We start from the raw sequence: 24,978 nt of genomic DNA on the forward strand, positions 1-24,978 counted from the left end.
TTTTTTAAGGCTGCGTGTCCGCTTCGGCGCTCGCAGGCTCGGTATCCTCTTGATCGCGCATCGGCACCAGCATCGCGGCCATATAGCCGGTGATCAGCGTGCCGAGCACCGACCAGAGCAGCACGGTGACGATCGCGACGAGCTGCGCCACCAATTGTTGCAGGAAGGGCGCGGCATCTTCGAACACCGGCGCGCCAAGCGCGGGCAGCATCGCGAGCGGCAGCAGCAGCGCGCCGACAAGGCCGCCGACGCCGAAGGTCGCCGCGACCTGGGCGGGGTCGTCGATCCGGAGTTTCGTGATCAGAGGGGCGATGGCGCGGCCAAGCAGGGATGCGGCCAGACCGACCAGGATCGCGCCGATCGGCCCGGTGTAACCCGCGACCGCGGCCGCGCCGGCGAGACCCGCCAGTGCCCCATTGGCGAAACCCGGTGCGTCGAGCTTGCGACGCAGGATCGCGTCCGTGCCGATCCAGACGAGCGCGCCCGCGCCGGCCGCCAGATGTGCATTGACGATGGCGCGCGCGGTGTCGTCGGTCGCGGCGAGCGCCGATCCGCCGGCCAGCGCCAGCAGCGCGACCCAGATCGCCGCGCTGCCCGCCAGCACGAGCACCGGCGACTGCGCGGGCAGGGGAATGCTCCTGCGGAATCCCGGGCGGGTTCCGACCATCCAGGCAGCGGTCAGGGCGGAGACGCCCGCCGACAGATGCAGCGTCAGCCCACCGGCGAAATCGAGCGTGCCGAGCCCGGCCAGCCAGCCGGCACCGACCCAGCGGGAAACGGGCACATAGACGAGCAGCGACCAGGCAAGCGAGAAGCCGAGTATCCAGCCGAAACGGGCGCGCCCGATCAGTGCGCCAGCGATGATGGTGGGTGCGGCGATCGCGAACACCGTCTGGAGCAGCGCGAACGCCGCATCCGAGATGGTCGTGCCTTCGCGGATATCCGCCAGATTGCCGAGAAACAGATTGCCGACGCCGCCGATCCAGGCGGAACCGGGTCCGAAGGCGAGGCTGTAGCCCAGCGCGACCCAGAGCAGCGGTATGGCGGCGGCGATGGCGAGCGGCGACAAGGCGGCATTGGGCGCAGCGCGCTGCTGGGCAAGCCCGGCATGGCGCAAGGCGAAGCCGACGACGATGCCGAGCAGTGCGATCGGTGCGACCGCGAGCACCCAGCCGGTATCGCCGCTGTCCGGCGCGACGGTAAGTTGCGCCGCCGCTGGGGATGCCGTCAGCCCCACCAGGCCGAGTCCGAATATTGCCTTCAAGCCGTTACGCATCGTTCACCCCGATTCCTGCTGGAGGACTGCTAGGCGAAACAGCGTTAAAAAGTCCCGAACTCGCTGTTACGCCCAGCCTTCGAGCACCTGATCGGGTGGGCGATGCCCGTCCGCCCACATCCGGATATTCGCGATCACCTTCTCGCCCGTGGCTTCGCGCGCCTCGATCGTGGCCGACGCCATATGAGGCAGCAGCACGACATTGGCGAGCGCGAGCAGTCGTGGATCGACCGCCGGTTCATGGGCATAAACGTCGAGCCCGGCGCCCGCGATCCGGCCCCATTCGAGCGCGGAGATCAGCGCCTTCTCGTCGACGATCTCGCCGCGCGCGACGTTGATCAGGCAGGCGCTCGGCTTCATCAGCGCGATCCGGTGCGCGTCGATCAGATTGTGGGTTTCGGCATTGTGCGGGCAGTTGATCGAGACGAAGTCCGATGCGGCCAGCAGATCGTCGAGCGATTCGTCGAACGTCGCATCGACTGCGCGTTCGACAACATCGGGCAGGCGGTGCCGGTTGTGATAGCGGATCGACAGGCCGAAGCCGCGCGCGCGCAGCGCGATCGCCTGGCCGATCCGGCCCATGCCGACGATGCCGAGCGTCTTGCCGTGGATGCGGTGCCCGAGCATCGCGGTGGGCGCCCAGCCGGCCCATTGGCCCGAACGAACGGTGCGTTCGCCTTCGACCAGCCGGCGCGGCACCGACAGCAGCAGCGCCATCGCCATGTCCGCCGCGTCCTGCGTGAGCACGCCCGGCGTATTGGTGACGATGATGCCCTTGGCGCGCGCGGCCTTCAGATCGATATGATCGACGCCATTGCCGAAATTGGCGATCAGTTTCAGCCTTGGGCCGGCGGCCGCGATCAGTTCGGCGTCGATCTGATCGGTCAGCGTCGGCACCAGCACATCCGCTTCGGCCATCGCTGCCGCCAGCGCGCCGCGATCCATCGGTTCATCGTTCTGGTTGAGCGTCGTCAGGAACAATTCGGTCATCCGCGCCTCGATCGGCGCGGGAAGGCGGCGGGTAACGGCGACCTTGGGGTGCTCGATGCGCTCGGACGGGGTCATGTGAACCGGCTAGGCGCGCCGGCCGGCTTCCGTCAAGCGCTCCGTCCCATCCTGTGGCGGTAATGCTTGATGGCGCGCGGCGCTTTTGCAAAAAGGGCGATATGAGAATTTCCGGGGGAAAAGCTGGATTGCGCGGCGTGGCAGCGCTTGTCGTGCCGGCGCTGTTCGTGCTTGCGGCGGATGATGCCGCTGCGCAGAAGAAACCGCCTTACTGGGCATCGATCACCGCCGCGAAAGCGCGGATGCGCACCGGACCGGGGCGCAATTTCCCGGCGAGCTGGCTCTATCAGCGCGCGGGGCTGCCGGTGAAGGTGGTCGAGACCTATCCCAACTGGCGCAAGGTCGAGGATCCGGACGGTGTGCAGGGCTGGATGCAGGCCAATCTGCTGAGCGAGGATCGCACGGCAATGGTCACGGGCGAGATCCGCACCCTGCGCGCATCGCCGGACGCCGCCGGCAAGGTGAACTGGCGCGCCGAGCCGGGCGTGATCGGCAAGCTTTCCGAATGTGCGCAGGGCTGGTGCCGGATCGATGTCAACGGCCGCGCGGGCTTTGTCGAGGCGCGCTATCTATGGGGCGCGGACGGGCGCTAAGGAGCGTCTCGTAAAAGCTGACCGCGATACCGTACCCTCACGGTGTCATCCCCGCGCATGCGGGGATCCAGCTTCTTCTTCTTTTTCCTGACGCTTCACGGAATAGCTGGATCCCCGCGTGCGCGGGGATGACAGGTGAAAAGCGTGATTTGTGCCGGGCATTGCATATGGCCCCAGCCTGGCTGGGGCCATATGGACAGGATCAATCGATCAGCTCGACCGCGACAGCGGTGGCTTCGCCGCCGCCGATGCACAAAGCTGCTACACCCTTCTTGCCGCCACGATTCTGAAGGGCGGCGACCAGCGTCGCGATGATGCGCGCGCCCGACGCGCCGATCGGGTGGCCCAGCGCCGTCGCGCCGCCGTTCACATTCACCTTGTCATGCGGGATGCCGAGGTCGCGCATCGCGATCATCGAGACGCAGGCAAAGGCTTCGTTGACTTCGAACAGGTCGACGTCGGCGACGCTCCAGCCTGCCTTGTCGAGCGCCTTGGTGATCGCGCCGACCGGGGCGGTGGTGAACTTGGCTGGCTCATGCGCATGAGCGGCATGGGCGACGATGCGCGCGACGGGCTTGGCGCCCAGCTTGTCGGCGACGCTCTGGCGCGTCATCACCAGCGCGGCGGCGCCGTCGGAGATCGACGAGGCGTTGGCGGCGGTGATCGTGCCGTCCTTGGCGAAGGCGGGCTTGAGCGTCGGGATCTTGGCGGCGTCGCCCTTCAGCGGCTGCTCGTCCTTGTCGATGGTCTCGACGCCCTTGCGGCCCTTGATCTCGACGGCGACGATCTCGCGATCGAACGCGCCGGAGGTCTGCGCCGCCTGGGCGCGGGTGAGCGAGGCGATCGCATAATCGTCCTGCGCCTCGCGCGTGAACTGATATTCGCCCGCCGTCTCCTCGGCGAAGCTGCCCATCGCGCGGCCGGGTTCATAGGCGTCTTCCAGGCCGTCGAGGAACATATGGTCCATCACGCGGTCATGGCCGATCCGCGCGCCGCCGCGATGCTTGGTGAGCAGATAGGGCGCGTTGGTCATGCTCTCCATGCCGCCGGCGATCAGCAGGTCGACCGATCCGGCCGCGAGCGCGTCTGCCGCCATGATCGCGGCCTGCATGCCCGATCCGCACATCTTGTTGACCGTCGTCGCCTCGACCGAATTGGGCAGGCCAGCCTTGAGCGCCGCCTGGCGCGCGGGGGCCTGGCCAAGGCCGGCGGGCAGCACGCAGCCCATATAGATGCGCTCGACCTGATCGCCTGCCACGCCGGCGCGCTCGACCGCCGCTTTCACCGCCGTCGCGCCGAGATCGGTCGCGCTCGCACCGGCAAGGCTACCCTGAAAGCTGCCCATCGGGGTACGCGCATAGGACAGGATGACGACGGGATCGGTGCTCATGTTCAGCTTCCTCGGTTGATATCTTGCAGGCGATCTAGGACGTCGCCTTCGCAACTGCAACATCGTCGACCGTCCGAATATTTTGCCCAAGCGTCCCAAGCGTTTCGGTCAGCGGATGATCCCCGAGCGGGCGGAGCGAGCCGAACAACAGGCCGATCTGCCGCACTGCATCGAAGCCCGCGAGTCGCGGCATCGCGATCCCTTCGCCGCCCAGTGAGGCCGGCGCCACGGTGATGCCGACGCCCGCGCGCACCATCGCCATCGCGCGGTCGTCATTGGCGGAGCGCAGGCTGAAGGGCGGGCGGACGCCGCGTTCGGTGAAATAGCGGCTGGTCTCCGCCAGCATCTCGCACGATCGGCGCGCGATCATCGCTTCGCCGGCAACTTCCTCGGGCGAGACGCTGGCGCGAGTGGCAAGCGGATGGCGGGCGGGCAGGGCGAGGCGGTAATCCTCGGCGAATAGCGGCAGCGCTTCGAACCGGATGTCGCCCGCGCGCACCAGGGTCAGCGCCAGATCGATGCGGCCATCGCCGAGTGCCGCGATCAGGCTGCGTTCGTCGCCTTCGGTGATCTCGATCGGATCGGCGCCGCGATAGCACGACAGGGCGGCCTCGAGCGCGGTTGTAGCTATGCTCAGCAGCACGCCGAGCCGGACGGGCTGGAGCGGCGCGGCGACGCCGGTCACGCTCTGCTCCGCCGCGCGGAATTCGCGCTCGATCGCCCGGGCATGGGTGAGCAGCCGGTTGCCCGCCTCGGTCAACTGCACGCGGCGATTGCTGCGCGCGAACAGCCGGATGCCGAGCCGTTTCTCCAGTTCGGAAATGCCCGCCGACAATGTCGGCTGGGTCACGTTGATCTGGGTCGCGGCGCGGGTGAAGCTGCCGGCATCGACGACGGCGAGGAACTGGCGCAGATGGGTGCGGCTGATCATAGGGTTTTCCTATGCTGGTTGCGCCTCAATTTCAATTTTTACGATAATGCGCATCGGGCTATGAAAGCGTCACCGCCATGGGATAGCCTGCCCGCCAGGAGAGAGACGCGATGACCGCCACCCCCGATTTCGATTTCGCGCTCGGCGAGAATGCCGAGATGATCCGTGAGACCACGCGCCGCTTCGCCGACGACCGCATCGCCCCGCTGGCGGCGGAGATCGACGCCAAGGACTGGTTCCCCAAGGAGCTGTGGCCCGAAATGGGCGCGCTCGGCCTGCACGGCATCACCGTCGAGGAAGAAGAAGGCGGGCTTGGCCTCGGCTATCTCGAACACGTCATCGCGTGCGAGGAGGTCAGCCGCGCATCGGCGTCGATCGGGCTCAGCTATGGCGCGCATTCCAATCTGTGCGTCAACCAGATCCGCCGCTGGGCCAATCCCGAGCAGAAGGCGAAATATCTGCCCAAGCTGATCTCGGGCGAGCATGTCGGCAGCCTGGCGATGTCCGAAGCCGGCGCCGGTTCGGACGTGGTCGGCATGAAGCTGCGTGCCACCCAGTGCGATGGCGGACATATGCTCAACGGCACCAAATTCTGGATCACCAACGCGGCCTATGCGGACACTCTGGTCGTCTATGCCAAGACGGGCGAGGGATCGCGCGGCATCACCGCTTTCCTGATCGAGAAGGACATGCCCGGTTTCTCGATCGGGCAGAAGCTCGACAAGATGGGCATGCGCGGTTCGCCGACGGCCGAGCTGGTCTTCAACGACTGTTTCGTGCCCGACGAGAATATCATGGGGCCGCTCAATGGCGGCGTCGGCGTGTTGATGTCGGGCCTGGATTACGAGCGCGCCGTGCTTTCGGGCATCCAGCTCGGCATCATGCAGGCCTGTCTCGACACCGTCATCCCCTATGTCCGCGAGCGTAAGCAGTTCGGCAAGCCGATCGGCGCGTTCCAGCTCATGCAGGCGAAGGTCGCCGACATGTATGTCGCGCTGCAATCGGCGCGCGCCTATGTCTATGCGGTGGCCCGTTCCTGCGACGAAGGGCGCACGACGCGCTTCGACGCGGCGGGCGCGATCCTGCTGGCCTCGGAAAACGCGGTGAAGGTCAGCCTGGAAGCGATCCAGGCGCTGGGCGGCGCCGGCTATACCAAGGACTGGCCGGTCGAGCGTTACATGAGGGACGCCAAGCTGCTCGATATCGGCGCGGGCACCAACGAGATCCGGCGCATGCTGATCGGTCGTGAGCTGATCGGCGCCGCATGAACGAAACCGTCCTGACCGCGCTGCAATGGTATGGCGCGGCGGCCGGCGTGGTGGCGGCGCTGATCGTGTCGCTCAACATCGGGCGGCGGCCGACGGGATGGGCATTCGTGATTTTCGTGACTTCGTCGCTGGCGCTGATCGGCTGGGGTTTCCTGAATGAGGAAAGCGAGGGGATCGGCGTGCAGAACATCGTCCTGCTCGTCATCAACCTGATCGGCGTCTGGCGGTATCTGATCATGGGCAAGGACCCCAAGGAGGAAAAGGCGTGAGCGCGCCCGTACTGGACAGCAAACTCTCCCCCGACAGCGAGGGATTCCGCGCCAATGCCGCGCATAATCGCGGCCTGGCTGACCAGCTTTATGCCGATGTCGCCAAGGCGGCGCTCGGCGGCAGCGCTTCGTCGCGCGAGCGGCATGTGTCGCGCGGCAAGCTGCTCCCGCGCGATCGGGTGGAGCGACTGCTCGATCCCGGCTCGCCCTTCCTGGAAATCGGCCAGCTCGCCGCGTGCGACATGTATGAAGGCGAGGTGCCGGGCGCCGGCATGATCGCCGGCATCGGCCGCGTGTCCGGCCGCCAGTGCATGATCGTCGCCAATGACGCGACGGTGAAGGGCGGCACCTATTATCCGATGACGGTGAAGAAGCATCTTCGCGCGCAGGAGATCGCGGAGGCCAACCGGCTGCCCTGCATCTATCTGGTCGACAGCGGCGGCGCCAACCTGCCGCACCAGGCCGAGGTGTTCCCCGATCGCGAGCATTTCGGCCGCATCTTCTTCAACCAGGCGAACATGTCCGCGCTGGGCATCCCGCAGATCGCCTGCGTGATGGGAAGCTGCACCGCCGGCGGCGCCTATGTGCCCGCCATGTCCGACGAGACCGTGATCGTCCGCAATCAGGGCACGATCTTCCTCGCCGGCCCGCCGCTGGTTAAGGCGGCGACGGGCGAGGTGATCAGCGCCGAGGATCTGGGCGGTGGCGATCTGCATGGCCGCAAGTCCGGCGTGGTCGATCATGTCGCCGAGAATGACGAACATGCGCTGACGATCGTGCGCGACATCGTCTCGACACTCAATGATCCGCATGATCCCGGCGTGAAGCGGGTCGAGCCGCGTGCGCCCAAATTCGCGCCCGAGGAATTGTACGGCGTCATCCCGCAGGACGTGCGCGCGCCATATGACGTTCACGAGGTGATCGCACGCATCGTCGACGGCAGCGAATTCCACGAATTCAAGGCGCTGTACGGCACCTCGCTGGTCTGCGGCTTCGCGCATATCTGGGGCATTCCGGTCGCGATCCTGGCGAACAACGGCGTGCTGTTCAGCGAATCCGCGGTGAAGGGCGCGCATTTCATCGAACTCGCCTGCCAGCGCCGCATCCCCTTGCTGTTCCTTCAGAACATCTCGGGCTTCATGGTCGGCGGCAAGTACGAGGCCGAAGGCATCGCCAAGCATGGCGCCAAGCTGGTGACGGCGGTGGCGACCGCGACCGTGCCCAAGATCACGGTGCTGATCGGCGGCAGCTTCGGCGCCGGCAATTACGGCATGTGCGGCCGCGCCTATAGCCCGCGTTTCCTGTTCACCTGGCCCAACAGCCGCATCTCCGTGATGGGCGGCGAACAGGCGGCCTCGGTGCTCGCGACCGTGCACCGCGATGCCGATAAATGGACACCGGAAGAGGCGGAAGCGTTCAAGGCGCCGGTGCGCCAGCGCTATGAGGACGAGGGCAATCCCTGGCACGCGACCGCGCGGCTGTGGGACGATGGCATCATCGATCCGGCACAGACCCGCGATGTGCTGGGCCTGGCGTTCTCCGCGACGCTCGAGGCGCCGATCGCCGATCGCCCGGCCTTTGGCGTGTTCCGGATGTGAGGATCCAGACATGACCCCAATCCTTCCGCTTCTGCTGCTCGCCGCCGCCCAGTCCGAGAAACTGCCGCCCGCCAATCCGATTCCGCTCGACCGCAGCGACGAGGTTGCGGTGATGGTGCCGGTCAACGGCATCTTCGCCGGGCTGACGGCGCATGACGGGCAGGCGATCCTGACGCATGTCCGTCCTGAGGGGATGGCGACCGTCGCGATCGAAAAGCCTGATGGCGGCCGCGCCATCCGCCGGATGAGCTGGGCCGATTTCGCCGGCGGCATCAAGCCGGGGCCACAGCATCTGGAAGAGCGCATGACCAATCCCGCGATCGACATCGACGGCGATATCGCGATGGTCTGGGGCCGCTATGTCCTGCTGGTCGACGGCAAGCCGCACCATTGCGGTGTCAATCATTTCGATATGCTTCGCGAAAACGGCCAGTGGAAGGTGCTGAACGTCACCTGGTCGCAGCGCACAACCGGTTGCGAGGACTGACGTGATCCAATCCCTGCTCATCGCCAATCGCGGCGAGATCGCATGCCGCATCATGCGCACCGCGCGCCGCCTCGGCATCCGCACCGTCGCGGTCTATTCGGACGCCGATGCGAAGGCGCTCCATGTCCGCGAGGCGGACGAGGCCGTGCATATCGGCCCGCCGCCGGCGCGTGAATCCTATCTGGTCGGCGAGAAGATCATCGCGGCGGCCAAGGCGACCGGCGCCGAGGCGATCCATCCCGGCTATGGCTTCCTCTCCGAGAATGCCGAATTCGCGCAGGCGGTGATCGATGCCGGGCTGGTCTGGGTCGGCCCAAGGCCGTCGAGCATCGTCGCGATGGGGCTGAAGGATGCCGCGAAGGAACGGATGATCGCGGCCGGCGTGCCCGTCACGCCCGGTTATCTCGGCGAGGATCAGGATCCCGATCGCCTGAAGGCGGAGGCCGATGCGATCGGCTATCCCGTGCTGATCAAGGCGGTCGCCGGCGGCGGTGGCAAGGGTATGCGGCGCGTGGACGCGGCGGCCGACTTCGCCGACGCGCTGCTGTCGTGCAAGCGCGAGGCGGCATCGTCCTTCGGCGACGATCGCGTGCTGATCGAGAAATATATCCTGAGCCCGCGCCATATCGAGGTGCAGGTGTTCGGCGACACGCATGGCGACGTCGTCCATCTGTTCGAGCGCGACTGCTCGTTGCAGCGCCGGCACCAGAAGGTGATCGAGGAAGCGCCGGCGCCCGGCATGGACGAAGCCACCCGCGAGGCGATCTGCGCCGCGGCGGTCAGGGCCGCAAAGGCGGTCGATTATGTCGGCGCGGGCACGATCGAGTTCATCGCCGACGCCAGCGAAGGCCTGCGCGCCGACCGCATCTGGTTCATGGAGATGAACACGCGGCTCCAGGTCGAGCATCCGGTGACCGAGGAGATCACCGGTCAGGATCTGGTCGAATGGCAGCTCCGCGTCGCCAGCGGCGAGCCGTTGCCAAAACGCCAGGACGAACTGTCGATCGACGGCTGGGCGATGGAAGCGCGGCTTTATGCGGAAGATCCGACGACCGGATTCCTTCCGTCGACGGGCCCGCTGACGCGCTTCTCGCTCGATGCCTTTCATTCGGGCGCACGCATCGACACCGGCGTGATCGAGGGGGACGAGATCAGTCCCTTCTATGATCCGATGATCGCGAAGATCATCTTCCATGGACAGACGCGCGATGAGGCTGCGGAGGGCGTTGCCGACGAACTGCTCAATCTTTCGGTCTGGCCCGTCCGCACCAATGCGGCGTTTCTGGTCAAGCTGCTGCGCGACGACGCGTTTCTCTCCGGAAATGTGCAGACCGGTTATATCGGTGACAATCTCGAGCGGTTGACGGCGATCGATCCGCCGAACGACGGCGTTTTGAACAGCGCGGCCGAAGCCCTTTTTCCGGCTGAAGGCACGTCCGTCTGGATGCGGCGCTCCGGTTTCAGGTTGAACCGCGCGGCCGATACGCGGCTGCGGCTGGCCGATGAATCGGGTGCACTGGTCGAATTCGAGGCGGGCCCCGGTTACGATCGCGTGTTCACCGATGTGATCGGCGGTGTCGCGATCCATCCGATGCAGGGCAAGACCTATCTTTTCCGTCGCTACGAGCCGCGCGGTTCCGCGGGCGGGGCAGGGGCATCGGACGGCGCGATCCTTTCGCCGATGCCCGGTCGGATCATCGCCGTCGATGTCGCGGCCGGCGATGCGGTGACCAAGGGCCAGAAGCTCGTCACGCTCGAAGCGATGAAGATGGAGCATTCGCTGACCGCGCCGTTCGACGGCACCGTCGCCGAGCTCAATGCCGAGACGGGCGGACAGGTGTCGGAAGGCGCGTTGCTTGTCCGGATCGACAAGGCGGAATAGCCATGGCCGGGGCGCTTCTGATCCGGGAAGCGGTCCGGGACGATCTGCCAGAGATCGTGGCCCTGCTGGCCGACGATCAGAACGGTGCCTTGCGTGAAGATGCGCGGCTGCCACTTGATCCCGGCTATCTCTCCGCCTTCGATGCGATCGTGGCACTGCCCAATCAGGAGCTGATCGTCGCCGAGCGCGACGGGCAGATCATCGGCACGATGCAGCTCAGCTATCTGCCCGGTCTCTCCTATCGCGGGCGCTGGCGCGGCCAGATCGAGGCGGTTCGCATCGCCACCATTTTGCGTGGACAGGGGCTGGGCAGCGTGATGATCGCTTGGGCGGTCGAACGCTGCCGGACGCGCGGTTGCGGCATGGTCCAGCTCACATCGATGCGGAACAGGCCCGATGCGCACCGCTTCTACGAGCGGCTGGGCTGGGAGCGGAGCCATTATGGCTTCAAGCTGGTGCTCGACTAAGGATTGAACGAGGCGCGCCTGAAATCTACGGACGCGCCGGACAGACTGAGGACTGACAGCAATGGCCGGACGATATTTCGACGAATGGATGGTGGGCGATCGGATCGAGCACGAGATCCGCCGCACCGTCACCGAGACCGACAATCTGCTCTTCTCGACGATGACGCACAATCCGCAGCCGCTGCACCTGGACGTGGAGGCCGCCAAGGCCAGCCCGTTCGGCCAGATCCTCGTCAATGGCACCTTCACCTTCGCGCTGATGGTCGGCCTGTCGGTGGGCGACACCACGCTCGGCACGCTCGTCGCCAATCTCGGCTATGACAAGGTGACGATGCCCAAGCCGGTCTTCATCGGCGACACGATGCGCGCGACCTCGCTGGTCGAGGAAGTCCGTGGCAGCCGTTCGCACGCCGATGCCGGCATCGTCACCTTCCTGCACGAACTCATCAACCAGCGTGATGAAGTCGTCTGCCGCTGCCTGCGTGCCGCGCTGCTGCGGAAGAAGCCGGCATGAGGCTGCGTTCGCTGTTGTTCGTGCCCGGCGACCGGCCGGAGCGCATGGAGAAGGCGCTTGGCCTGGGCGCCGACGCATTGATCCTCGATCTGGAAGATGCGGTGGCGGCAACGCGCAAGGACGAAGCGCGCGCGGCCATTCGCGCCTTTCTCGGCCGAGACCGGACCGTGCCTTTGTTCGTGCGGATCAATCCGCTCGATTCGGGGATGGCCGATGACGATCTCGCCGCCGTGCTGCCCGGCAAGCCGGACGGCATCATGCTGCCCAAGGCGGAAGGGGCGGCATCGCTCAAGGAACTGGATTCGAAGCTCGACTGGGCGGGCGCGGAAGGATGCGGCATTCTGCCGATCGCCAGCGAGACGGCGGCCGCCATCTTCCAGATGGGCACCTATGGCGGCGTCACGACGCGGCTGGCGGGCCTGACCTGGGGTGCGGAGGATCTGCCCGCCGCGATCGGCGCGTCGACCTCGCGTGAGGAGGATGGCAGCTATACGCCGCCCTATCAGCTTGCGCGCTCGCTTACCCTGTTCGGCGCGGCTGCGGCCGGCGTCGCCCCGATCGAGACCGTCTATCCCGCTTTCCGCGATCTGGAAGGGCTGGCGGCCTATGCGGCGCGCGCGCGGCGCGATGGCTTCACCGGCATGATGGCGATCCACCCGACGCAGATTCCGGTGATCAACGCCGCGTTCACCCCCAGCGAGGCGGAAGTGGCGCATGCCCGTGCCGTGATCGCGGCCTTCGCCGAGAATCCCGATGCCGGCGCCCTGTCGCTCGACGGCAAGATGATCGACCGGCCGCATCTGAAGCAGGCGGAGCGGATCGTCGCGCAGGCGGGCGGGTAGCCGATGCAAATACGATGTCGCTCCAGCGAAAGCTGGAGCCCATGCGATAGCGAGGGTGTGAAGATCGTATGGATTCCAGCTTTCGCTGGAATGACGGAAAGGGCCTAAGATGCCCGCCGAATGGCTGCCGCTCGCCGGCTTCGCGCTCGGCGCGATCTTCGGCAGCTTCATCGCGGTGCTCGTCACCCGCTGGCCGCGCGGCGAGACCACGGGTGGCCGCTCCGCCTGCGATAGCTGCGGGCGTGTGCTTGGTCCCGCGGAGCTGGTGCCGCTGCTCAGCTTCCTCGTCCAGCGCGGGCGCTGCCGGGGCTGTGGCGCGCGGATCGACGGGCGGCTGGTCGCGATCGAGATCGCAGCGGCATTGATCGGCGCCAGCGCGCTGTTCGTCTCGCCCGATCTTGTCGGCCTTTCGGGCGCGATCTTCGGCTGGATCCTGCTCGCGCTCGCGGTGCTCGATGTCGAGCATTTCTGGCTGCCGGACCGGTTGACGCTGCCGCTGATGGCGATCGGCCTGATCGTCGCGGCGCTGGTCCAGCCCGATCATCTCCATGGCCGGATCATCGGCGCGGTCGTCGGCTATCTTGGTCTGTCGCTCGTCGGCTGGGGTTATCGCAAGTTGCGCGGTCGTGAAGGGCTGGGCGGGGGGGATCCGAAGCTGCTCGCGGGCATCGGTGCATGGCTGGGCTGGCAGGCGCTGCCCTTCGTGCTGCTGCTGGCCTCTCTTGCTGGCCTTGCGACCGCGCTCGGCCAAGGCGCCCGGCAGGGCGGCTTGCGGGCGACGACGCGGATCGCCTTCGGCGCGATGCTCGCGGTCGCGTCCTGGCCACTCTGGCTGTTGTGGCAGGGCGCTGCCCCGCTATTCTGATCGCGCGCCGAACCCGGGCTTCGCATGAGAGTCGACAAGCGCACCGATCCGCGCCAGTCTCAGTTCCAAATTGAAACGGGAGTGGGAGATGCAGGCTGTTCTGGATGCGCAACGCGCGGCGTTCATGGCCGAACTTCCGGTGCCGATCGCGAGCCGCAAGGATCGGCTGAAACGCTGCGTCGCGCTGCTCGTCGACAACAGCGATGCGCTGTGCGACGCGCTCTCCGACGATTTCGGACATCGCAGCCGCGAGCAATCGCAAATCACCGATATCGTCGCGTCGATCCGCGCGCTCAAACATGCGATCGGTCATGTCGATCGCTGGGCGCGGCCGGAACGGCGCAAGCTGGATTTCCCGCTGGGCCTGCTCGGTGCGCGCGCGCATGTCGAATATCAGCCCAAGGGCGTGGTCGGCGTGATCTCTCCATGGAATTTTCCGGTGCAACTGACGATGGGGCCGATCGGCGGCGCTTTCGCCGCGGGCAATCGGGTGATGGTGAAATCGTCCGAATATACGCCGGGCGTCGCCGCGCTGCTGGAGGAGATCGCGCCGCGCTATTTCGACGCGACCGAGCTCGCCTTTTTCTCGGGCGGGCCGGAGGTGGGCAAGGCCTTTTCCGCATTGCCCTTCGATCACCTGATCTTCACCGGCGCCACGGCGATCGGCCGCCATATCCTTCATGCCGCGGCGGATAATCTGACGCCCGTCACGCTGGAACTGGGCGGCAAGTCGCCGACCATCATCGGGCGCGGCGCGAATATCGGCCAGGCATCCGAACGCATCGCGCTCGGCAAGATGCTCAATGCCGGCCAGATCTGCCTGGCGCCCGATTATCTGCTCGTGCCTGAGGAGAACGAGGCGGCGATGGTGGAAGGCGTCAGGGCCGCCGCATCGGCGCTCTATCCCACGCTGCTTGCCAATCCTGACTATACGTCGGTGGTGAACGGCCGGCACGTGACCCGGCTGAAGGCGCATCTCGACGATGCCCGCGCCAAGGGGGCGGAGGTGATCGAGGTCAATCCCGCGGGCGAGGATTTCGCGTCGTCCAATGGGCAGAAGATGCCGCTCCATATCGTGCGCAACGTCAGCGACGAGATGACGGTGATGCAGGAGGAGATTTTCGGGCCGATCCTGCCGGTGAAAACCTATCGCGCGGTCGGTGAGGCGATCGACTATGTCAACGCGCACGATCGGCCGCTCGGTCTCTATTATTTCGGCAGTGACGCCGCCGAGGAGCGCATGGTGCTCGATCGCACCATATCGGGTGGGGCGACCGTCAACGACGTGATCTTCCATGTCTCGATGGAGGATCTGCCCTTTGGCGGCATCGGCCCGTCGGGCATGGGCAGCTATCACGGCCAGGACGGTTTCCGTACCTTCAGCCACGCCAAGAGCGTCTATCGCCAGCCGAAGATCGATGTCGCGAAGCTCGCCGGGATCAAGCCGCCCTATGGCAAGGCCACCAGGGCCGCGATCGCGCGCGATCTGAAGAAGTAAGGCGGCTCTCGGGGAGCGACGGCCTTTATTGCCGTTGATTCAGCGCACGACCCCGCGGAACATCAGTCGTCCGGCAGGGCCGGCGGCGGGATTGAGCGTCCAGCGGACATGGGTGACGTCCTCGGGGCGGGCGCTGCGGACGGTGCCGTCGCGCTCCGTCACCTTCAGCCGGGCGAGCGGGCCCCAGTTCCGGCCGCCGTCGATCGAGACCACCGCACCGGGATCCGACGTTCCCTGATAAGCCACGGCCGCCGGCATCGGATTGGTGACGACGAAATCGCCCACCGAGCGCGCGCCGGCGCTGCGATAATTGAGCATGAAGACGAGGCGGTCGCCCGAAGCCATGCGGCCGGGCGGTTCAAGCACGATACGGTTGCGGCCCTGGCCTGTTGCCGACGTCTTTTCCACGAACACCATGCTGGTGAGCGCCACCGGATCGGCCGCAAGCGCGGTGCCGGGAACGATCAGGCCAAGGGCAAACAGAAAAGGCGTCTTCATGCGGTCTCCGTCGGACGAAACTCTTCCGGTGGACGGCGCGCGTGCGGATGCGGCGGGCGGCGTGCCCGAGGCTGTCCGGTCAGACGTTGAAATCCCCCGTGGGGCGAACCCCGCAGACGGGATCGCAGAAAATGGAAAACAAAGGATTAACCCTATTGTCGTCCCGAGTTCGCTGATGACAGCATCGAAAGGCGGGATTAGGTTTCGTCGCATGGAGAATAGCGGAAAAAACCCCAAAAATGGGGATGCCGACGCGTCGCATGGCCATATCCATCGCGTCGACTGGCATCGCGACCGGCTGCTTGCCGCGCTGACGCTGATCGCCGGCATCGGCCTGCTGCTGGGGCTGCCCTTCGCATTGCGCGCGGGCGCGGAATTCTTCCTGCCCGTCACCGCATCGCTGGTGATCGCCATCGCGATGGTACCGGGGCTCGAATGGTTGCAGCGGCGCGGCCTGCCGTCGTCGCTCGCGGCCTTGCTTTGCGTGCTGCTGTTCCTGGTCGCCGCGAATCTCGTGCTCGTCTCGATCATCGTGCCCGCGGCGGAGTGGTTCCGCGTGCTCCCCGAGCGAATCGGCCTGATCCAGGCCAATCTGGCGCCGGTGATCGATTTCTATGCGAATCTGCAGCGCTTCATCGACGACAGCATCGCGATGCTCGCCAGCGGCCCGGTGGCGGCGGCGCAGACGGTGGCGGTGACGGCGCCGCGCTCCTTGCTCGATCTGGTCGCGACCTCGGCGCCCTATGCGCTGATCCAGATGTTCTTCGCACTGCTGCTCATCTATTTCTTCCTCGCCGGCTGGACGCGCCTGCGCGAGCAGACGATCACCAGCCGCGGCAGTTTCGACGGCGCGCTGGCGACGGCGCGCGTCATCCAGAATCTCGTCGATGCGACCTCTGCCTATCTGGGCACGATCACCGCGATCAACCTTGTGCTGGGGCTGTGCGTGGCGGCGGCGCTCTATCTGATCGGCATGCCGTCTCCGCTGATGTGGGGCGGCATCGTCGCGATCCTGAACTACATTCCCTATCTCGGCCCGATTCTCGCCGCGCTGCTGCTTGCCATGGGCGGGCTGATGACCTTTTCGGATCTGTGGTGGGCGCTGCTGCCTGCGTTCATCCAGGTCGTGCTGCATCTGGTCGAGGCCAATGTGGTGACGCCGATGGTCGTCGGGCGGCGGCTGACGATCAATCCTTTGCTGATTCTGATCTCGCTCAGCTTCTGGGGATGGGTGTGGGGCACGCCGGGCGCATTGCTGGCGGTGCCGCTGCTGATCATCATCAAGACGGTGATGGCCGCCGCCGGGCGCCCGGATATCGCCGGTTTCCTGTTCGAGGAAGGCACGCTGACGCACGCCGACGAGGAGGTTCAGGAGGCTTATCAAAAAACCTCTGATTGAGGCGCTTGACAGTCCCCCAAGCCTCGCCTAGTTGCCACGCCTCACCGCGCAAGCGGGTGTAGCTCAGTTGGTTAGAGCGCCGGCCTGTCACGCCGGAGGTCGCGGGTTCGAGCCCCGTCACTCGCGCCATTTTCGGCGCGGAAGAGCAGGTCGATCGATCGGATCGGCCGCCCCTCCAGAAGCATTCGGAAAGAGAGATCATCCCCGCCCGGGGACACCCTCACGCATGCCGATGCGACCGTCCGGCGTGTGACGGATCGTCGAGCGTGATTCGTCGAATCAGTCCGGCCGGTTCAGTCTCGCCAGCGCCCGAGTTCCATCCAGCGCAGCATCCGGCGCATCGGGAAGATCCACAGCCAGGCAAGGCCCATGACCACGAAGGCGATTCCCTGCGCCCAGACGGGTAGGGCGGCCGCCTCGACCACGGTCACCGCGATCACGCACCACAGTCCGACGATCAGCAGGATCAGCAGCATTCCCACGGGCTTGCGCCAGCTTGGCGTCATGACTTCGGTCCAATCCATTCGTTTTCGGTGACGATCGCGTGGAGCGGCACATCCCATGGATCGGCCGGGATTGCATCCATTTCCTGGCATGCCCAGGCGATGCCGATTCGGCGAGCGCCGGGCGAATCGGTGAAATAGCGATCGTAGAAGCCGGCGCCCTGGCCGATTCGGCGCAATTCCCGGTCGAATCCGACGAGCGGGGTGAGAATCAGGTCGGGCATTGCCGTCATGTCGCTGTCCGGCTGCGCCAGCCCGGCCCAGCCGGCCTTGAGGGGGGCTCCCGGGTGCCACGGCGCGAAGCGCATCGCTGCGTTGCGCGCGGTGACGACGGGAAGCGCGGTGGAGACGCCCAGCGATGCGGCGCGCGCCAATGCGGCATGGATCGGAAATTCGCCGCCCAGCGCGACATAGCCGGCCACGCAGCGCGCCTTGCGCATCTCCGCTTCCAGCCTGACGGCAACCGCTTCCGCCGCGCGCAGGCGGTTTGCGTCGTCCAGTGCGGTGACATGGGCGTCGCGGCGGTGCCGCAGTTCGGCGCGAATCGCTTTTTTATCGATCATGTGGGGAAGGGCGGTTGGCGGGACCACCATGGCCGTTTGCCGGAATATCCTCTGACGCCCGATACGTCAGGTGGGGACCATATAAGACAGACCTGGATCTGCTCAGGGACAGCCCCCATGGATGATGAATAGCCTCAGGGATGTTCGAAGGCTCGTACCGGGCAGTGCCCGCCATGTCCCAATCTAGGGATTGGCGTGGCCGCCCTCAAGCCTTTCCGCCAGACTTTCGAGTCGGGCGGCGAGCTTTTCGATGATCGGCGCGAAATCGGGCTGATAAGCGGCGGGCTTCGCGGGTTCGGCGGCATGCGTCGGCTGGGGCGGGGGGGGCGCTACCGGGGCTGGCGCCGCGGTCTTGCGTTCGTTCAGCTCGTCGGCCAGCAGCAGCGCCGCGAACAGCAATTGCCGTGTCTCGTTCACGCCGCCGACCGCGCGTTCCGCGTCCTGCGCCTTCGCGTCGACAAGGTCCGCGATGCGGCGAAGATGATCTTCCCCGCCGTCGCGGCAATGCACGGAGTAGTCGCGCCCTCCGATCTGGATCGATACCTCGGCCATCCCCTCAGCCTTTCGCGATGATTCCGTCGAGTGCGGTGATCGCGGCTTCCACGCGCGTCTTCAGCCGGTCGTGCCTTTCCTGCAGCGAACGATGGACATTCTCGTCCACGCCATTCGCTTCGACGGCGGGTGGCACGGGGGTGGCGGCGGCCGCTTCGACCCGCGCCAGCGCCCGTTCCATCCGTCCTATTGCGAGGATAAGCCGGTCTTCTGACATTCCGTGTGAAATACCACGGCTGCGCGCGGGAGCAAGTGTGGCAGAAACATGACAGGCGCCGGGCACCCGCAGGTTGACGCCCCGGCGCGCAGCGGACAAAGGAACCGCGCGGCGCGACTCGGCGTCCGCGCCACCGGCCTTATCGGTCCCATCGGGGAAAATCATGACTGTCTCGCCTCGCGATCTCGCCAACGCCATCCGGGCGCTGTCGATGGATGCCGTGCAGGCGGCGAATTCCGGGCACCCCGGCATGCCGATGGGCATGGCGGACGTCGCGACCGTGCTGTTCACCCGCTATCTGAAGTTCGATCCGCAGGCACCCAAATGGGCGGACCGCGACCGGTTCGTGCTGTCGGCGGGGCATGGCTCGATGCTGGCCTATTCGCTGCTGCACCTGACCGGCTATGCGCGCCCGACGCTCGACGACATCCGCAATTTCCGCCAGATCGGCAGCCCTTGCGCCGGTCATCCGGAGAATTTCGAGCTCGCCGGGATCGAGACGACCACCGGTCCGCTCGGCCAGGGACTCGCGACTGCCGTCGGCATGGCGCTGGCTGAACGGCACCTCAATGCCGGTTTCGGCGGCAACCTGGTCGATCACCACACCTGGGTGATCGCCGGCGACGGTTGTCTGATGGAAGGCATCAACCACGAAGCCGTCGGGCTGGCCGGTCATCTCGGCCTCGGCCGCCTGATCGTGCTTTGGGACGATAACCGCATCACGATCGACGGCGCGGTGAGCCTGTCGTCGAGCGAGGACGTTCAGGCGCGTTACGATGCGTCGGGCTGGCACACGGTTTCGTGCGACGGGCACGATATGGACGATATCGCGCGCGCCTTCGACGAAGCGCTCGCCGATCCGCGCCCCTCGCTCGTGCGTTGCCGCACGATCATCGGCAAGGGCGCGCCCAACAAGCAGGGCACCTCTGCCACGCATGGCAGCCCGCTGGGCGCGGACGAGGTCGCGGCCACGCGTGAGGCGCTGGGCTGGCAATGGCCGCCCTTCGAGGTGCCGCAGGACATTCGCGACGAATGGCTGAAGGCCGGCAATCGTGGCGCCGAGGCACGCGCCGCCTGGGAGGGCCGGCTGGCCGGCCATGCCGACCGTGCCGAGTTCGAGCGCCGCATGGCGGGCATCCTGCCCGAAGGCGCCGGGATCAAGAACTATATCGACGGCCTGATCGCCGATCCCAAGACCGTCGCGACGCGCAAGGCGTCCGAAATGGCGCTTGAGGCGATCAACGCCGTGGTGCCGGAAACGATCGGCGGTTCGGCGGACCTCACCGGATCCAACAACACCAAGACCAAGTCGACCGGTCCGCTGACGCGCGACGATTATTCGGGCCGCTATGTCTATTACGGCATTCGCGAGTTCGGCATGGCCGCCGCGATGAACGGCATGGCGCTGCATGGCGGCGTCATCCCCTATGGCGGCACCTTCCTGGTCTTTTCCGATTATTGCCGCCCTGCGATCCGTCTCTCGGCGCTCCAGCAGATCCGTGTCGTCTATGTGATGACGCATGATTCGATCGGCCTGGGCGAGGACGGCCCGACCCACCAGCCGGTCGAGCATGTCATGTCGCTGCGGCTCATCCCCAATCTCGACGTCTATCGCCCCTGTGACGTGGTCGAGACGGCGGAATGCTGGGCGCTGTCGCTCGAAAAGGCCGATGGTCCGTCGCTGCTGGCGCTGACCCGTCAGAACCTGCCGCAGCTTCGCACCGACGCACGTGAGAATTACAGCGCGAAGGGCGCCTATCGCCTCGTCGCGGCGGAGGCTGAACGCCGCGTGGTGCTGATCGCCAGCGGTTCGGAAGTCGAGATCGCGGTCGCGGTGCGCGCGGCGCTGGAAGCTGAAGGCATCGGCGCCGACGTCGTCTCCATGCCCTGCTGGTCGCGTTTCGACGCGCAGCCGGCCGACTATCGCCGCGATGTACTGCCCGAAGGCGTGCTGCGCGTGTCGATCGAGGCGGGCTCGACCATGGGCTGGGAACGCTACACGGGAATTGACGGGCTGCGCTTCGGCATGGAGGGGTATGGCGCCTCCGCGCCTGCGGACGTGCTGTACGACCATTTCGGGCTGACCGCGCCCAAGATTACGCCGCAGATCCTGGCGGCGCTCAACGACCGGGCATGACGCTCGCCGGCCCTTTGCGGCCGGCCGGTCTTCAACGAGGAGTATGACATGGCAGTCAAGGTTGCGATCAACGGTTTCGGACGCATCGGACGCCTGGTGGCACGCGCGATCCTGGAGCGTGGCGGCAGCGAGCTGGAACTGGTTGCGATCAACGATCTGGCGGATGCGAAGGCGAATGCGCAGCTTTTCAAGCGCGATTCGGTCCATGGCCCCTATCCGGGCACCGTCGAGGTGGACGGCAACGACATCGTGGTCGACGGCAAGCGCATCCGCGTCACTGCCGAGCGTGATCCCGCGAACCTGCCGCACGCCGATCTGGGCGTCGATATCGCGCTGGAATGCACCGGTTTCTTCACCGATCGCGAGAGCGCGCAGAAGCATCTCGATGCCGGCGCGAAGCGCGTGCTGATCTCGGCGCCCGCCAAGGGCGTCGACCTGACCGTCGTCTACGGCGTCAACAACGACAAGCTGACCGCCGAGCACACCATCGTCTCGAATGCGTCGTGCACCACCAACTGCCTGGCGCCCGTCGCCAAGGTGCTCAACGATTCGATCGGTATCGAGCGCGGTCTGATGACCACGATCCACGCCTATACCAACGATCAGAAGATCCTCGATCAGATCCACAGCGATCCGCGCCGCGCGCGTGCGGCCGCCATGTCGATGATCCCGACCACCACCGGCGCTGCGCGCGCGGTGGGTGAGGTTCTGCCCGAACTGAAGGGCAAGCTGGACGGGTCTTCGGTCCGCGTGCCCACGCCCAACGTCTCGCTGGTCGACCTGACCTTCACGCCGACCCGCGACACCACGCGCGACGAGGTGAACGCGATCCTCAAGGCGGCGTCGGAAAGCGGCCCGCTCAAGGGCATTCTCGCCTTCACCGACGAGCCCCTGGTGTCGATCGACCTCAACCACAATCCGGCGAGCTCGACCGTCGACAGCCTCGAGACCGCGGTGATCGAAGGCAAGCTGGTTCGTGTCGTCTCCTGGTACGACAATGAATGGGGCTTCTCCAACCGCATGGTCGACACCGCCACCGCGATGGCGGCGCTGATCTGACGATGGCGGGCCGCCTGCTGGGCATTGCGCGCCACGGGCGGCCGCGTGGACCGATCGAGACGGTGGAGCATCTCCACGTCTCGATCGATGGCGGTCTGGACGGCGATTTCCGTGGGGCCGTCAAGCCCGGCGGCAAGGGCAGGCGGCAAGTGTCGCTGATCCGCAAGGCCGACTGGACGGCGGCGACCGCCGAGATCGGCGTCGAGATCGACTGGTGGGCGCGCCGCGCCAATCTGCTGGTCGATGGCATCGATCTGTTCGAAACCGAAGGCACGATCGTGTGCATCGGCGACGATCTGAAGCTGCTGATCACGCAGGAATGCGATCCGTGCAGCCGCATGGACGAGATATCGCAGGGCTTGAAAACGGCATTGACGCCGGGCTGGCGCGGTGGTGCGCTGGCACGCGTGATCGCCCCCGGGGACATCCGGGTCGGCGATCCAATCGAAATCGAAATCGGAGACACATGATGGCGGCGTATCGGACGATGGACGAGATGGGCGACATCGCCGGCAAGCGCGTGCTAGTGCGTGAGGATCTGAACGTGCCCGTGGCCGATGGTCGCGTGACCGACGACACCCGGATGCGCGCGACCTTGCCCACCATCACCGAACTGGCGGATCGTGGCGCGATCGTCCTGATCCTGGCGCATTTCGGCCGGCCCAAGGGGCAGATTCACCCGACCATGTCGCTGGCGCTGCTGACGCGCGCCTATGCCGGGGTGCTTGGCCGCGAAGTGCGCTTCATCCCCGATTGCCAGGGCGAGATCGCGCAGTCCGCCGTGGCGGGCATGAATCCGGGCGAGATCGCCATCCTCGAAAATACGCGCTTCCATGCCGGCGAGGAGAAGAACGATCCCGCGCTGGTCGCGGAAATGGCCGCGCTCGGCGACTTCTACGTCAATGACGCCTTTTCCGCGGCCCACCGCGCCCATGCCTCCACCGAGGGGCTGGCGCGTGTCTTGCCCGCCTTTGCCGGTCGCCAGATGGAGGCCGAACTCGCGGCGCTCGAAAAGGCGCTGGGCAATCCCGAGCATCCGGTGGCGGCCGTGGTCGGCGGTGCCAAGGTTTCGACCAAGCTCGACGTGCTGCGCCATCTGGTCGCCAAGGTCGATCACCTGATCATCGGTGGCGGCATGGCCAATACCTTCCTGGCCGCGCGCGGCGTCGATGTCGGCAAGTCGCTGTGCGAGCACGACCTGACGGGCACGGCCGAAGAGATCCTCGACGCGGCGGACAAGGCGAACTGCACCGTCCATCTGCCTTATGACGTCGTCGTCGCCACCCAGTTCGCGCCCAATCCGCCGACGCGCACCGTCAATGTCCACGAAGTCGCCGCCGACGAGATGATCCTCGATGTCGGTCCCGCCGCGGTCGAGGCGTTGGCGGACGTGCTCAAGACCTGCCGGACGCTGGTGTGGAACGGGCCGATGGGCGCCTTCGAAACTCCGCCCTTCGATACCGCGACCGTCGCGCTGGCGCGCACCGCCGCCGCGCTCACCAAGGAAGGATCGCTGGTATCGGTCGCGGGTGGCGGCGATACCGTGGCCGCGCTCAACCATGCCGGTGTCGCCGGCGATTTCACCTTCGTCTCGACTGCCGGAGGCGCTTTCCTCGAATGGATGGAAGGCAAGGTGCTGCCGGGCGTCGCCGCGCTTTCGCCGCGTTGAGACTCTCTTCAGGCGTTCGCGGTTACGACGAATGCCGGTGCCGGCGCGACCGCTCGTCGCGCGATCGTTGCCCATGCCGATTCGCGCGGCTATCAGCCGCGTCAGACTCATTTGCTCGCTAAGGGAGAATTCATGCAGACCTCCGAAATGACCGCCCGGATCGCAGAGGGGCAGGGCTTCATCGCCGCGCTCGACCAGAGCGGCGGATCGACCCCGAAGGCTCTGAAGGGCTATGGCGTCGAAGAGGGGGCATGGTCGAACGACGAAGAAATGTTCGGCCTGATCCATGCGATGCGCAGCCGCATCATTACGTCGCCCTGCTTCAGCGGCGAGAAGGTGCTGGGCGCGATCCTGTTCGAGCGGACGATGGACGGGCAGGTTGACGGCAAGCCGACGCCACAGGCGCTGATCGAGCGCGGCGTGGTGCCCTTCATCAAGATCGACAAGGGGCTTGAGGACGAACAGAACGGCGTCCAGCTCATGAAGCCGATGCCCGAGCTCGACGCGCTGCTGGCGCGCGCGAAGGCGCTGGGCGTGTTCGGCACCAAGGAGCGTTCGGTGATCAACCTCGGCAATCGCGAGGGGATCGCCGCGATCGTGGCGCAGCAGTTCGAAGTGGGCCAGCAAGTGCTCGCCGCCGGGCTGGTGCCGATGATCGAGCCCGAAGTGAACATCAAGAGCGCGGAGCGCGCCGAGGCCGACCAGATCCTGCTCGAGGAGATTCTGAAGGCGCTGGACGCGATGCCGGGCGACGACAAGGTCATGCTCAAGCTTTCGATCCCGGCCAAGGCGGGGCTGTTCGACGCACTGGTCGATCATCCGCGCGTGCTGCGCGTCGTGGCGCTGTCGGGCGGCTTCGCGCGCCCCGAGGCGTGCGCCGAGCTTGCCAAGAATCGCGGCATGATCGCGAGCTTCAGCCGCGCGCTGCTCGAGGATCTTCGTCACCAGATGAGCGACGACGAATTCAACGGTTCGCTGGGCGGCGCGATCGACGAGATCCATCGCGCATCGACCGAAAAGTCGCTCGTGGCCGCTTAAAGCCGGTGATCGCGCGGCGCCCCGTGCTCGCTGGCATTGCGCTGGCGATGCTCGGCGGCGCCGCAATCGCGAAGGAGAGTGGTGCGATGGAGGAAGCGCTTTACGGCCTGATCGGCAAGATGAAGGCGCAACCGGGCAAACGCGCCGAACTCATCGCACTGCTGACCCAGGGCACGTCGGACATGCCCGGCTGCATCGCCTATATCGTCGCCGAGGATGCGAAGGACGAGGACGGCATATGGATCAGCGAGGTGTGGCGCACCAGGCAGCACCATGCGGACTCCTTGAAATTGCCCGCAGTGCAGGAGTCGATCGCCAAGGGGCGTCCCCTGATCGCCGCTTTTGAAAGCTTCGTCGAAACCCGGCCGGTCGGTGGCGTCGGGATCGACGGCTGATCT

At 66.3% G+C, this 24,978-nt stretch carries 27 protein-coding genes and 1 tRNA gene; 19 read left to right on the forward strand and 9 right to left on the reverse strand.

Annotated features, from left to right (window positions below; translation table 11 throughout):
* Positions 1–4: 4 nt before the first annotated feature.
* On the reverse strand, positions 5–1,264 hold the full coding sequence (locus K7G82_RS12485) for an ammonium transporter (RefSeq protein WP_222990137.1): 1,260 nt from the start codon (positions 1,262–1,264) through the stop codon (positions 5–7).
* 78 nt (positions 1,265–1,342) lie between these two features.
* A complete protein-coding gene (locus tag K7G82_RS12490; RefSeq protein WP_222990138.1) occupies positions 1,343–2,341 on the reverse strand; it encodes a 2-hydroxyacid dehydrogenase in 999 nt (332 codons plus the stop codon).
* A gap of 137 nt (positions 2,342–2,478) precedes the next feature.
* On the opposite strand from K7G82_RS12490, the gene K7G82_RS12495 reads away from it, so the two are divergent.
* The gene (locus K7G82_RS12495) at positions 2,479–2,934 is read left to right on the forward strand and encodes an SH3 domain-containing protein (protein WP_343228568.1); all 456 of its coding nucleotides are present in this window, start codon (positions 2,479–2,481) and stop codon (positions 2,932–2,934) included.
* A 202-nt stretch (positions 2,935–3,136) separates the two neighbouring features.
* Here the strand turns inward: K7G82_RS12495 and K7G82_RS12500 are convergent, their stop codons facing one another.
* Both K7G82_RS12500 and K7G82_RS12505 read right to left on the reverse strand, forming a co-directional pair.
* On the reverse strand, positions 3,137–4,324 hold the full coding sequence (locus K7G82_RS12500; RefSeq protein ID WP_222990140.1) for an acetyl-CoA C-acyltransferase: 1,188 nt from the start codon (positions 4,322–4,324) through the stop codon (positions 3,137–3,139).
* Positions 4,325–4,358: 34 nt separating this feature from the next.
* Positions 4,359–5,255: a LysR family transcriptional regulator gene (locus K7G82_RS12505; protein WP_222990141.1), complete on the reverse strand. Its 897-nt coding sequence runs from the start codon at positions 5,253–5,255 to the stop codon at positions 4,359–4,361.
* A 110-nt stretch (positions 5,256–5,365) separates the two neighbouring features.
* Here K7G82_RS12505 and K7G82_RS12510 point away from each other — a divergent pair, with 110 nt between their 5' ends.
* The 10 genes from K7G82_RS12510 to K7G82_RS12555 all read left to right on the forward strand — a co-directional run bounded on the left by K7G82_RS12510 (position 5,366) and on the right by K7G82_RS12555 (position 14,945).
* Entirely contained in the window at positions 5,366–6,523 is a 1,158-nt protein-coding gene (locus K7G82_RS12510; protein WP_222990142.1) for an acyl-CoA dehydrogenase family protein, read from the forward strand.
* Complete coding sequence (locus tag K7G82_RS12515; protein WP_222990143.1) at positions 6,520–6,792, forward strand: hypothetical protein; 273 nt, start codon at positions 6,520–6,522, stop codon at positions 6,790–6,792. The genes K7G82_RS12510 and K7G82_RS12515 overlap by 4 nt, the downstream gene beginning before the upstream one ends.
* Positions 6,789–8,390 (forward strand): carboxyl transferase domain-containing protein, encoded by a 1,602-nt coding sequence (locus K7G82_RS12520; protein WP_222990144.1) that lies wholly within the window; start codon positions 6,789–6,791, stop codon positions 8,388–8,390. The genes K7G82_RS12515 and K7G82_RS12520 overlap by 4 nt, the downstream gene beginning before the upstream one ends.
* A 10-nt stretch (positions 8,391–8,400) precedes the next feature.
* Positions 8,401–8,877 carry a nuclear transport factor 2 family protein gene (locus K7G82_RS12525; protein ID WP_222990145.1) on the forward strand — a complete coding sequence of 159 codons (477 nt, stop codon included), beginning with the start codon at positions 8,401–8,403 and terminating at the stop codon, positions 8,875–8,877.
* Between the two features lies 1 nt (position 8,878).
* Positions 8,879–10,759 (forward strand): acetyl/propionyl/methylcrotonyl-CoA carboxylase subunit alpha, encoded by a 1,881-nt coding sequence (locus K7G82_RS12530; protein WP_222990146.1) that lies wholly within the window; start codon positions 8,879–8,881, stop codon positions 10,757–10,759.
* A gap of 2 nt (positions 10,760–10,761) precedes the next feature.
* The gene (locus K7G82_RS12535) at positions 10,762–11,226 is read left to right on the forward strand and encodes a GNAT family N-acetyltransferase (protein ID WP_222990147.1); all 465 of its coding nucleotides are present in this window, start codon (positions 10,762–10,764) and stop codon (positions 11,224–11,226) included.
* A gap of 61 nt (positions 11,227–11,287) precedes the next feature.
* Positions 11,288–11,740, forward strand: coding sequence for a MaoC family dehydratase (locus K7G82_RS12540; protein ID WP_222990148.1), 453 nt, complete (start codon positions 11,288–11,290; stop codon positions 11,738–11,740).
* Entirely contained in the window at positions 11,737–12,582 is an 846-nt protein-coding gene (locus K7G82_RS12545) for an HpcH/HpaI aldolase/citrate lyase family protein (protein ID WP_222990149.1), read from the forward strand. The genes K7G82_RS12540 and K7G82_RS12545 overlap by 4 nt, the downstream gene beginning before the upstream one ends.
* A gap of 109 nt (positions 12,583–12,691) precedes the next feature.
* Positions 12,692–13,447: a prepilin peptidase gene (locus tag K7G82_RS12550; RefSeq protein ID WP_222990150.1), complete on the forward strand. Its 756-nt coding sequence runs from the start codon at positions 12,692–12,694 to the stop codon at positions 13,445–13,447.
* Between the two features lie 88 nt (positions 13,448–13,535).
* Entirely contained in the window at positions 13,536–14,945 is a 1,410-nt protein-coding gene (locus K7G82_RS12555) for a coniferyl aldehyde dehydrogenase (protein WP_222990151.1), read from the forward strand.
* A gap of 39 nt (positions 14,946–14,984) precedes the next feature.
* Here the strand turns inward: K7G82_RS12555 and K7G82_RS12560 are convergent, their stop codons facing one another.
* Positions 14,985–15,443, reverse strand: coding sequence for a hypothetical protein (locus tag K7G82_RS12560; protein ID WP_222990152.1), 459 nt, complete (start codon positions 15,441–15,443; stop codon positions 14,985–14,987).
* Between the two features lie 211 nt (positions 15,444–15,654).
* Here K7G82_RS12560 and K7G82_RS12565 point away from each other — a divergent pair, with 211 nt between their 5' ends.
* The gene (locus K7G82_RS12565) at positions 15,655–16,842 is read left to right on the forward strand and encodes an AI-2E family transporter (RefSeq protein ID WP_222990153.1); all 1,188 of its coding nucleotides are present in this window, start codon (positions 15,655–15,657) and stop codon (positions 16,840–16,842) included.
* A gap of 52 nt (positions 16,843–16,894) precedes the next feature.
* Positions 16,895–16,971 (forward strand) — tRNA-Asp (locus tag K7G82_RS12570).
* A gap of 164 nt (positions 16,972–17,135) precedes the next feature.
* On the opposite strand, the gene K7G82_RS12575 is transcribed toward K7G82_RS12570, so the two are convergent.
* The 4 genes from K7G82_RS12575 to K7G82_RS12590 all read right to left on the reverse strand — a co-directional run bounded on the left by K7G82_RS12575 (position 17,136) and on the right by K7G82_RS12590 (position 18,842).
* Positions 17,136–17,348 carry a DUF2842 domain-containing protein gene (locus tag K7G82_RS12575; RefSeq protein ID WP_222990154.1) on the reverse strand — a complete coding sequence of 71 codons (213 nt, stop codon included), beginning with the start codon at positions 17,346–17,348 and terminating at the stop codon, positions 17,136–17,138.
* Entirely contained in the window at positions 17,345–17,908 is a 564-nt protein-coding gene (locus K7G82_RS12580) for a 5-formyltetrahydrofolate cyclo-ligase (protein ID WP_222990155.1), read from the reverse strand. The genes K7G82_RS12575 and K7G82_RS12580 overlap by 4 nt, the downstream gene beginning before the upstream one ends.
* Before the next feature lie 183 nt (positions 17,909–18,091).
* Positions 18,092–18,460 (reverse strand): cell division protein ZapA, encoded by a 369-nt coding sequence (locus K7G82_RS12585; protein WP_222990156.1) that lies wholly within the window; start codon positions 18,458–18,460, stop codon positions 18,092–18,094.
* 4 nt (positions 18,461–18,464) lie between these two features.
* A complete protein-coding gene (locus K7G82_RS12590; RefSeq protein WP_222990157.1) occupies positions 18,465–18,842 on the reverse strand; it encodes a hypothetical protein in 378 nt (125 codons plus the stop codon).
* Between K7G82_RS12590 and tkt the strand changes: the two genes are divergently transcribed.
* From tkt to K7G82_RS12620, 6 genes are all read left to right on the forward strand, one after another.
* On the forward strand, positions 18,841–20,814 hold the full coding sequence (tkt, locus tag K7G82_RS12595) for a transketolase (RefSeq protein WP_222990158.1): 1,974 nt from the start codon (positions 18,841–18,843) through the stop codon (positions 20,812–20,814). The genes K7G82_RS12590 and tkt overlap by 2 nt on opposite strands.
* Before the next feature lie 48 nt (positions 20,815–20,862).
* Positions 20,863–21,873 (forward strand): type I glyceraldehyde-3-phosphate dehydrogenase, encoded by a 1,011-nt coding sequence (gap, locus tag K7G82_RS12600; protein WP_222990159.1) that lies wholly within the window; start codon positions 20,863–20,865, stop codon positions 21,871–21,873.
* Between the two features lie 2 nt (positions 21,874–21,875).
* Positions 21,876–22,343 carry an MOSC domain-containing protein gene (locus tag K7G82_RS12605; protein ID WP_222990160.1) on the forward strand — a complete coding sequence of 156 codons (468 nt, stop codon included), beginning with the start codon at positions 21,876–21,878 and terminating at the stop codon, positions 22,341–22,343.
* A complete protein-coding gene (locus K7G82_RS12610) occupies positions 22,343–23,542 on the forward strand; it encodes a phosphoglycerate kinase (RefSeq protein WP_425517262.1) in 1,200 nt (399 codons plus the stop codon). Before K7G82_RS12605 ends, K7G82_RS12610 begins: the two co-directional genes overlap by 1 nt.
* 132 nt (positions 23,543–23,674) lie before the next feature.
* Positions 23,675–24,580 carry a fructose bisphosphate aldolase gene (locus K7G82_RS12615; protein WP_222990162.1) on the forward strand — a complete coding sequence of 302 codons (906 nt, stop codon included), beginning with the start codon at positions 23,675–23,677 and terminating at the stop codon, positions 24,578–24,580.
* A 23-nt stretch (positions 24,581–24,603) separates the two neighbouring features.
* Positions 24,604–24,975 (forward strand): putative quinol monooxygenase, encoded by a 372-nt coding sequence (locus K7G82_RS12620; RefSeq protein WP_343228569.1) that lies wholly within the window; start codon positions 24,604–24,606, stop codon positions 24,973–24,975.
* The last annotated feature ends 3 nt before the right edge of the window (positions 24,976–24,978 follow it).

Source organism: Sphingomonas colocasiae (assembly GCF_019880585.1).
In the GTDB taxonomy this organism is placed as follows: Bacteria; Pseudomonadota; Alphaproteobacteria; order Sphingomonadales; family Sphingomonadaceae; genus Sphingobium_A; species Sphingobium_A colocasiae.

Bases quoted from the DNA above. Each gene is read 5' to 3' on its own strand.
- K7G82_RS12580 (WP_222990155.1), bottom strand. From the start codon at position 17,908: ATGATCGATAAAAAAGCGATTCGCGCCGAACTGCGGCACCGCCGCGAC.
- K7G82_RS12555 (WP_222990151.1), top strand. From the start codon at position 13,536: ATGCAGGCTGTTCTGGATGCGCAACGCGCGGCGTTCATGGCCGAACTT.
- K7G82_RS12490 (WP_222990138.1), bottom strand. From the start codon at position 2,341: ATGACCCCGTCCGAGCGCATCGAGCACCCCAAGGTCGCCGTTACCCGC.
- K7G82_RS12560 (WP_222990152.1), bottom strand. From the start codon at position 15,443: ATGAAGACGCCTTTTCTGTTTGCCCTTGGCCTGATCGTTCCCGGCACC.
- K7G82_RS12500 (WP_222990140.1), bottom strand. From the start codon at position 4,324: ATGAGCACCGATCCCGTCGTCATCCTGTCCTATGCGCGTACCCCGATG.
- K7G82_RS12550 (WP_222990150.1), top strand. From the start codon at position 12,692: ATGCCCGCCGAATGGCTGCCGCTCGCCGGCTTCGCGCTCGGCGCGATC.
- K7G82_RS12540 (WP_222990148.1), top strand. From the start codon at position 11,288: ATGGCCGGACGATATTTCGACGAATGGATGGTGGGCGATCGGATCGAG.
- K7G82_RS12610 (WP_425517262.1), top strand. From the start codon at position 22,343: ATGGCGGCGTATCGGACGATGGACGAGATGGGCGACATCGCCGGCAAG.
- K7G82_RS12565 (WP_222990153.1), top strand. From the start codon at position 15,655: ATGGAGAATAGCGGAAAAAACCCCAAAAATGGGGATGCCGACGCGTCG.
- K7G82_RS12515 (WP_222990143.1), top strand. From the start codon at position 6,520: ATGAACGAAACCGTCCTGACCGCGCTGCAATGGTATGGCGCGGCGGCC.
- K7G82_RS12510 (WP_222990142.1), top strand. From the start codon at position 5,366: ATGACCGCCACCCCCGATTTCGATTTCGCGCTCGGCGAGAATGCCGAG.
- K7G82_RS12535 (WP_222990147.1), top strand. From the start codon at position 10,762: ATGGCCGGGGCGCTTCTGATCCGGGAAGCGGTCCGGGACGATCTGCCA.
- K7G82_RS12605 (WP_222990160.1), top strand. From the start codon at position 21,876: ATGGCGGGCCGCCTGCTGGGCATTGCGCGCCACGGGCGGCCGCGTGGA.
- K7G82_RS12615 (WP_222990162.1), top strand. From the start codon at position 23,675: ATGCAGACCTCCGAAATGACCGCCCGGATCGCAGAGGGGCAGGGCTTC.
- K7G82_RS12575 (WP_222990154.1), bottom strand. From the start codon at position 17,348: ATGACGCCAAGCTGGCGCAAGCCCGTGGGAATGCTGCTGATCCTGCTG.
- tkt (WP_222990158.1), top strand. From the start codon at position 18,841: ATGACTGTCTCGCCTCGCGATCTCGCCAACGCCATCCGGGCGCTGTCG.
- K7G82_RS12590 (WP_222990157.1), bottom strand. From the start codon at position 18,842: ATGATTTTCCCCGATGGGACCGATAAGGCCGGTGGCGCGGACGCCGAG.
- K7G82_RS12525 (WP_222990145.1), top strand. From the start codon at position 8,401: ATGACCCCAATCCTTCCGCTTCTGCTGCTCGCCGCCGCCCAGTCCGAG.
- K7G82_RS12585 (WP_222990156.1), bottom strand. From the start codon at position 18,460: ATGGCCGAGGTATCGATCCAGATCGGAGGGCGCGACTACTCCGTGCAT.
- gap (WP_222990159.1), top strand. From the start codon at position 20,863: ATGGCAGTCAAGGTTGCGATCAACGGTTTCGGACGCATCGGACGCCTG.
- K7G82_RS12505 (WP_222990141.1), bottom strand. From the start codon at position 5,255: ATGATCAGCCGCACCCATCTGCGCCAGTTCCTCGCCGTCGTCGATGCC.
- K7G82_RS12545 (WP_222990149.1), top strand. From the start codon at position 11,737: ATGAGGCTGCGTTCGCTGTTGTTCGTGCCCGGCGACCGGCCGGAGCGC.